This window comes from Candidatus Macondimonas diazotrophica, from assembly GCF_004684205.1.
GTDB lineage: Bacteria > Pseudomonadota > Gammaproteobacteria > UBA5335 > UBA5335 > Macondimonas > Macondimonas diazotrophica.
Map to the genome: position 1 here is coordinate 238,518 of NZ_SRIO01000002.1, position 6,184 is coordinate 244,701.

5 protein-coding genes are annotated in these 6,184 nt (G+C 59.9%); 1 reads left to right on the forward strand and 4 read right to left on the reverse strand.

Annotated features, from left to right (window positions below; translation table 11 throughout):
* Window positions 1-31: 31 nt before the first annotated feature.
* The 3 genes from E4680_RS02695 to E4680_RS02705 form a co-directional block, all read right to left on the reverse strand.
* On the reverse strand, window positions 32-2,047 hold the full coding sequence (locus E4680_RS02695) for a glycoside hydrolase family 5 protein (protein ID WP_135280823.1): 2,016 nt from the start codon (window positions 2,045-2,047) through the stop codon (window positions 32-34).
* Window positions 2,048-2,114: 67 nt separating this feature from the next.
* Complete coding sequence (trxA, locus tag E4680_RS02700; RefSeq protein ID WP_167792345.1) at window positions 2,115-2,981, reverse strand: thioredoxin; 867 nt, start codon at window positions 2,979-2,981, stop codon at window positions 2,115-2,117.
* Window positions 2,982-3,157: 176 nt separating this feature from the next.
* Window positions 3,158-3,829 (reverse strand): OmpW/AlkL family protein, encoded by a 672-nt coding sequence (locus E4680_RS02705; RefSeq protein ID WP_240696087.1) that lies wholly within the window; start codon window positions 3,827-3,829, stop codon window positions 3,158-3,160.
* 436 nt (window positions 3,830-4,265) lie between these two features.
* Between E4680_RS02705 and E4680_RS02710 the strand changes: the two genes are divergently transcribed.
* Window positions 4,266-5,534, forward strand: a complete 1,269-nt coding sequence (locus E4680_RS02710; protein ID WP_135280825.1) for a tyrosine-type recombinase/integrase — start codon at window positions 4,266-4,268, stop codon at window positions 5,532-5,534.
* A 23-nt stretch (window positions 5,535-5,557) separates the two neighbouring features.
* On the opposite strand, the gene E4680_RS02715 is transcribed toward E4680_RS02710, so the two are convergent.
* Window positions 5,558-6,184: substrate-binding domain-containing protein (locus tag E4680_RS02715; protein WP_240696088.1), on the reverse strand; the 627-nt coding region annotated here is incomplete at its 5' end.

The window sequence follows — 6,184 nt, forward strand, 5'->3', positions numbered from 1 at the left end:
CGAGACGCATTGTTCGCCCTCGCAAGTGGCTTTAGCCACCTGACGAGGGCGACGCATTTCTGGAACACGATAAGCACACCGTGTGGCGGCCTTTCCGGGAGGCCGTGAGCCGGAGCCGTGAACGGTCATCGTTTTCCTCATCCCGCTGGATGATCAGTTGATTCGCTTCGATGCGATAGCCGTTTGGAAATTGGCGTTCCGGAACGAAAATTTCAGTCGGTGCCGGTACGGTGGGATCGGCATCGAAAATCAACTCGAAAGTCCGTCGCCGTGAGTCGAATCGCATCCGAACGAGTCGACCTTGAACGCAGCGGACATACGGCCGCACGAAGCCGTCCAGGGCGCGTCCACCACTATCGAGATTATCCGGATCGAGTCGCTGATCTTCGCTGAAGACGCTGAGATCCTCCTGGTTCCAGCCATCGCCGATCGCGAGATGGTTGCGGTTGCTCGCCGTGTAGTTCCACAGCATGGCGCTCAGTCCGAGAGCATCCAACGCGTTGTACATCCGTTGCAGGGCGCGCACATGGGAACGCCACGGCCGGGCACCGTGGTTTCCGGCGGCAAAGGCACGGTAGGCATGTCCCTCGCGGAGGTCGAAGGGGATGCCGAATTCGCCGATCAGCGTCGGGCAGCCCCCGTTTACCCGATCGGAGCAACGGCGGACCTGCGACAGTTCACGGCGATAATCCGCCTCGATTCGGCGCGGGCCCAGCAGGACACGCCCGTGCATCAGATTGATGCCAATCGGTTCGAGCACGCGCTTGAGCACCAGCGTCGAGACCTCGTAGCAATGCCCGGCATTGACGGTGTTGACCGGAAGTCGGGTGGGGAAGCTGTGCGCGGGATCCGCCAACAGATCTGGTTCGGCGAAGATCAGCCAGTCCGGACGAATGGCACGGAGATTGGCGGCAGCGCGTTCATAAAAAGGTGCGAGATGATCGTTCGAGAAGTCGACCGCTTCCCCTTTGTGGTGCTGAAAGAAGTTCTCACGCAGCGCGATCACGTCGTCACCGGCCTGTTCATAGGCCCCCGCGGCCTCGAATGGATCATGTCGGCCCGCCTGCCAGACCCGAATTCCGTTGGGATTGGCCACTCGGGTGCCTTTTTGAACCACACCGAGGCGGAGCAGTGAAATAACCATGTTGGGGAGTTGGCGCGGTTTGCCTTGAAGAACCGCCAGTGCGTCGAGCGGCGTCCAGGCTGCACCCGGGAGGACCATTCGTGGGTCTTCAGGGGTTTTCTTCAGATGAGGTCGGCTCAGGGAAATGCCGATCCATCCCCCATGCGGTTCGTTCAGGATATCGAAGCCGATGACATGCGGGAGATGAGCGAGCCGTTCGGCGAGCGCCCGCTGGGCGCCGAAAAAATGGCCTTGAAGATAATCCTGGACGTTTTGTCCCTCGATGCGGAAGGTCGGAGTGAAGCGGGCACCGCCGAAGAAGAGGGTCCACATCACCCCATTGGCGGGCATGTTGTAATTATTTGCCCAGCTCATCTGGGCATAGCGTTCCGGCTGGCGCGGTCGCGGATCGCCATAGTCATAGACTGCCTGCATGACATGGGCCGCGTCAGCCGCTGCGAAACGGGTGAAATCGAGTCCCACGGCGTCGAAGACCCATCCGGGTGCGCCGTCGCCGCCGGTCATCCGGCTGAACACATCCTGGTGGAAATCGACCAGCACGTAGAAACCGAAGTGGCCGGCTTGCTCGCAGATATGGGTGTAGTAGTCGAGATAGGCTTCGTCGTACTGTCCAGGGCCAGCATGCTCAATGGCCTCCCAGGTGGTCAGGAGCCGCAGGCTATTGAATCCCCAGTGGCGCAGGCGACGAAAGTGTGTGTCCGCTTCGGCCAGTGGGAATGGACGACCGATGAAGGACACTGTCCGGTGATTCGAGAAATCCGAGGGAAGGTGGGTGCCGCCATGCGGGAAGGGGACTTTGCTGTCCCCACCCAGGTTGATGCCGCGCAGCGTGACTTCGCGGCCAAATTCATCGACGAACCGATCTCCCCGCAAGTGGAGGCGCCCGAGGGCATGGATATCCATTTCCACCTTCCCTGGTCTGGATGAATGTCGCGTCGGATGTCCGGCTGAGCGCGATTTGGGACCGAATTCAGTTCAACAGCATGGCCATTCGACCGCGCGCTTTTCGAACGAGCGGGTGACTCGCGCCCAGATAATCGAAGACAAGCAGCAAGGCTTTGCGCGCGCCGTCATCGCGGAACTGGCGATCTTTCTGCATGATCGCCAGCAGATCGGCGACGGATGCTTCTGCATCGCCGGCCAGAAGACGCCAGATGGCCAGCCGGAAACCAGCTTCGAGATCATCTGGCCACTTTTGCAGCATGTCCTGCAGGGCTTGGGGAGGCGGTCCGTCGGCAATGAATGCGTTGAGTTCCAGCCACGCGCTGACGGCCCCAGCTTCTGGGCTCTGCCGTTGCACCTCGGTGAGCGCTTCAAGTTGGTCCCGGGCAGCTTTGACATCACCTCGTGCGGCAGCCAGCCGTGCAAGCCCAACAGTGGCCTGCGTGTTTCCCGGTTCCTCGGCGAGTGCCGTTTCCAGCAGACGCTGGGCGGCATCCAAGCGGCCGGATTCAAGCGCCTGAAGGCCCTCGTCCAATGCCGAGATCGGGGGCGGCTCAATGCCATGATGCGCCAGCAGCGCTCGAATCGCACCTTCCGGCTGGGCGCCCGTAAAGCCGTCGACAGGTTGCCCGCCCTTGTAAAGCAATACGGTCGGAACACTGCGAACGCCGTGGTGGTTGGCCAGCGCGGCTTCCTTGTCGATGTCCACCTTGGCCAGCAGGAAGGCGCCGCCATAGTCTTCAGCCAACTGTTCGAGAATGGGTGTCAAGGTCTTGCATGGGCCGCACCAAGTGGCCCAGAAATCCACCAGGACCGGCTGCGTGTGGGAGCTTTGGATGACACGATCGGGGAAATCCTGAATGGTCACGTCGAAGGAATGGGCGTTCGCGTTCATCTCGCTGGGTTCCATCGTATTCTGGGAAGTTGGTTCGATCGGATGATTCAACCTGAATCGCCGGAGCTTGGCAACAAGCCCGGCCCATAAAAAACGCCGGGGATTTCCCGGCGTCAATGCTCATCTGTTGCAGGAATTCCTGCCCCAAGCCCCTTGCGGAGGCTTGAACACGGCGACTAGAAGCGCATCCCTACACCCAGCATGAACACCAGCGGGTCAATATCGACATCGGTCTTGAGGGTGCCTGCACCCGCCGTTTTCAGGGTGGCGTCGGTGGAGATGTCGACATACCAGAGGCTGGTGTTGATGAAGCAGTTGTCGGAAACCGCCCAGTCCGCGCCCAATTCCACAGCGTAGCCCCAGGAATCGTCGAGGGAGATCTTGGTCTTCCCGACGATGGCTTCCAGGTCGCCGTCGGCTTGTTCATCAAAAAAAGTGGTGTAGTTCACACCCGCCCCGATGTAAGGCTGCACCCAGTCCACGCCCAGTTGCGGATACCACTGCAGGGTCAGTGTGGGCGGCAGATGCTTGATGCGGCCGATGTCCACGCCATTCAGGCTGCCTTCGCCCTTGATGTCGTGCTTGAAGGGGAGTGCGGCCAGCAGTTCCACGCCGATCTGAGGGGTCACCATGTAGGTGACGGAAAAACCGAGGCTGATGCCGTCCTGGACTTCCACGCCGCTGCCGGGAATGGGATGTACGGCACTGCTGTCGTCGTTCGGGAAGACCCAGGTGGGGCCTGCGCGCACGAGCATGTCGCCGCCTTCATAGGCGCCTGCGGTCCCGCAAATGCCCATCATCGACACTGCAGCCAGCGCCCCCAACCGACGCCCCGTGATCTGCTTCATGGTTCACCTACCTTTGTCTTGTTCGGTTATGACTGCGAAGTGGTCAGTCTGGGTGTGACCTTAAAGCGCTGCTTCGAGGCAGGCATTGATGCAGATCATGATCGCGTGAGGCGATCAGGATACGGGTCGGGCGGACTCTGGCCGACCGGCGCTATCCCCCGGGCAAGGATTCATCGGATAATGGCGGTTTCGGCCTGTCATTCTCGGATGTGTCTGGCGTGAGGCCCATCCACCGGCGAATGGTGCAAGCAGCATGATATTGATGATCGATAACTACGATTGACGTCCACTGAGGACTGCTGACTTCCAAGGAAGAAGTGTAAGTCGTTGATTATCAATGGTTGATTGTATGCTGTCGTCTACTGCCAGCTAGACCGATCCACTGCAAAAGTGTATAATGGTGTGTATAACGACTCGAACGGAGGGCGTTATACACATGGCACTCAACCTCCTTACAGTCCGCAAGATCGAGGCGGCGCAACCTGGTCCTCGTCCCTACCTGCTCAGGGACGGCGGTAGCCTGTACGTGCGTATCCAGGTCAACGGAAGCAAGCTCTGGTGGTATCGATACCGCCTTGGGAAGACTCCCCACAACTACTCAATCGGCACCTTCCCCAAGGTGTCCTTGGAGGCTGCACGCAAGGAGCGCGATTGGGCGCGTGCGCTGGTCCGTGAAGGTCGTGATCCGATCCTGGAGAAGCGGGTAAAGATCGCCAATCAGGTCGAGCAGAACGAGTACACATTCGAAGAAGTTGCCCGCAAGTGGATGGCGAGCAATGTGCAGTGGGGCGAAGGGTACGAGGATCAGGTCAAGACCGTTCTTGAAAAGGACGTGTTTCCCCACATTGGCAAGCTGCCGTTCGGTGCCATCAGGGCTTCTCACCTGCGTCCCATCATTCAACGTGTGGTTGAGCGTGGTGCCCCGACCGTTGCGATCCTGATCCGACAGTGGTTCGGTCAGATCTTCGGATATGCGTCGGGCGAAGGGCTCTGTGACAACGACCCATCTGCCTTGCTGAAGCGATCGGTCAAGCGCCCGAGAGTTCGACATCATCCACCGCTGACGTGGCAGGAGATTCCGACCTTCTTGAACGGCGTGGATGACGCGGGCTACCGGGCCACCGTTATTGCATTGCGGTTGATGGCTTTGACCTACGTCCGCACGGCCGAACTGCGCAAGGCGCACTGGTCCGAGTTCGATCTGGACAGTGCGTTGTGGACGGTGCCTGCGGGGCGCATGAAGATGCGCGATCCTCACATCGTTCCGCTCTCGAAACAGGCGATTGCGCTCTTGAAGGAGCTGCACACGCTGACGGGTGGCGGCAAGGTGCTGTTCCCCAGCTATCGGAAGCCGGGGGAGACGATCTCAGCCACAACGCTCAACAAGGTGTTGGAGCGCATGGGTTATGGCGGACGGTTTTCCTCGCACGGCTTCCGCTCAACTGCCACTACGCTGCTTGGCCTGTTGAGCTATCCCGAGAACCGGGTCGATCTGCAACTGGCGCACTCGAAGCGGAAGAAGGATTCGTCGCGCGCACCCTATGACCACACCAAGTACATTTCATCGCGGAAGATCATCATGCAGGATTGGGCGGACATCCTTGATGCGCTGGCCCGTGGCGATTCGATGAGCGAGGTCATGGAAACCTTTGGGCCGCTGTCGAAGCGACGCAGGGCCTTGCTGAAAGTCACTGAACGGGAATGAGGCGCGTGCGGGGCTGAGGCTGCTCAGGACATTGAGCGAGCGCGTCGAAGAAAACTCTCTTGAGGCGCCGTCAGGGAAACATCGGGTCGAATCAGGTAGGCGGTCACGATCATCGGTGTGCTTGCCAACGGCCGCAGAGCGATGCCTTGGCATTGATATCCGGCAAGCCTCTTGGATGGGGCCACAGCAATTCCGTACCCCGCTGCGACCATTGTCATCGCGACCTCGAATGTACTGACGGCTTCTTCTCGGTTCCACAGTTCGTTCTCGAATGCGCTCTGTGCGGCCGTGCGCCAAGATGCTTCGGCCGTTGATCGTGCATAGATCAGCGGCTGCTTGAGCGCTTCCTGGCAGGGTACTTCGTGGTAGGCCAGCAAGTGAGATCGCTTTGCCACGGCGACGGCCAGGGTGTCGTGCCACAGCGGTTCGCAAACCCAACCTGGCCACTCCTGATGTGCGGCGGACAACGCGAAGTCGAAGCTGTCGTCAGGTCGTTCCTGTTGTTGTCCGGTGGCCGCTGTGCCGATCAGAACGGCTATGGTTTCCGGTTCTTCGGCGCGCTGTATGGCGAGCACGTCGGCGAGTTGGGGAGGAACCCAATCGCCGAGGACTGCCAGACGGATTTCAGTGGAGACGTCGATCGATCTCAC

Bases quoted from the DNA above. Each gene is read 5' to 3' on its own strand.
- E4680_RS02695 (WP_135280823.1), bottom strand. From the start codon at position 2,047: ATGGATATCCATGCCCTCGGGCGCCTCCACTTGCGGGGAGATCGGTTC.
- E4680_RS02705 (WP_240696087.1), bottom strand. From the start codon at position 3,829: ATGAAGCAGATCACGGGGCGTCGGTTGGGGGCGCTGGCTGCAGTGTCG.
- trxA (WP_167792345.1), bottom strand. From the start codon at position 2,981: ATGAACGCGAACGCCCATTCCTTCGACGTGACCATTCAGGATTTCCCC.
- E4680_RS02710 (WP_135280825.1), top strand. From the start codon at position 4,266: ATGGCACTCAACCTCCTTACAGTCCGCAAGATCGAGGCGGCGCAACCT.